A 608-nucleotide genomic window follows, 5' to 3' on the forward strand; every position below is an offset into this window, starting at 1 on the left:
GTGGTCCTGTCCAAGCAACTGGAGACGCTGTTTCGCGCAGTCCCACCGAGCCTGTACCTCGCCCTGGCCATGACCGAGCCCGAGGAAAAGGCCCAGCGCTGGCGGTTGATGGAAGCGCATCAGCTGTCCGAGTTGGAGGCCGCACTGCAGATTGCGGCGGACATCGATCGCTTGCGCGGCATGTACTGAACCTCGTAGCCCACGACGCTCCATAGCCTGTCGAGCATTAAAAAACGACAAGAGTACATTTGTACTCCATCGGTAATTCTGGACAGGTCGCAGCCCTTATCCCGGCCGTTGCAGAAACCGAAGGCACCAGCCTCGGTTTGTCCGTCCCTCTCCTCTGCCTGATCCGCGATGCTGCAACTCGGCGCATGGATGCACACCGTTGCCCTTTGCCGAGCGCTGCCGATGAACCTGAATGTCCCATGCCGAACGCCCCAGCCGAAACAACCTGGCCGAGGTCGCGCCTTCGTCGCTATCACGTTGCTCATAGCTGCCGAGCAGTGCCTGGCGCTGACCACCCCCGCCATCATTGCTTCCGTCGCGTCGCTGCAGTGTCTGGAGTACCGCATCGTTGGGATCTGCTATTGGCTGCTGTGTACGCC

1 protein-coding gene and 1 pseudogene are annotated in these 608 nt (G+C 60.9%); both read left to right on the forward strand.

The features are described from left to right. On the forward strand, positions 1-189 hold a 189-nt coding region (locus ACF8K2_RS24110), incomplete at its 5' end, for a hypothetical protein (RefSeq protein WP_392468122.1). Between the two features lie 222 nt (positions 190-411). Continuing rightward, positions 412-608, forward strand: a pseudogene (locus ACF8K2_RS24115) (TIGR03756 family integrating conjugative element protein); the annotation flags it as partial.

This window comes from Pseudomonas sp. xss_2 (assembly GCF_043104195.1).
Classification (GTDB): Bacteria; Pseudomonadota; Gammaproteobacteria; order Pseudomonadales; family Pseudomonadaceae; genus Aquipseudomonas; species Aquipseudomonas urmiensis.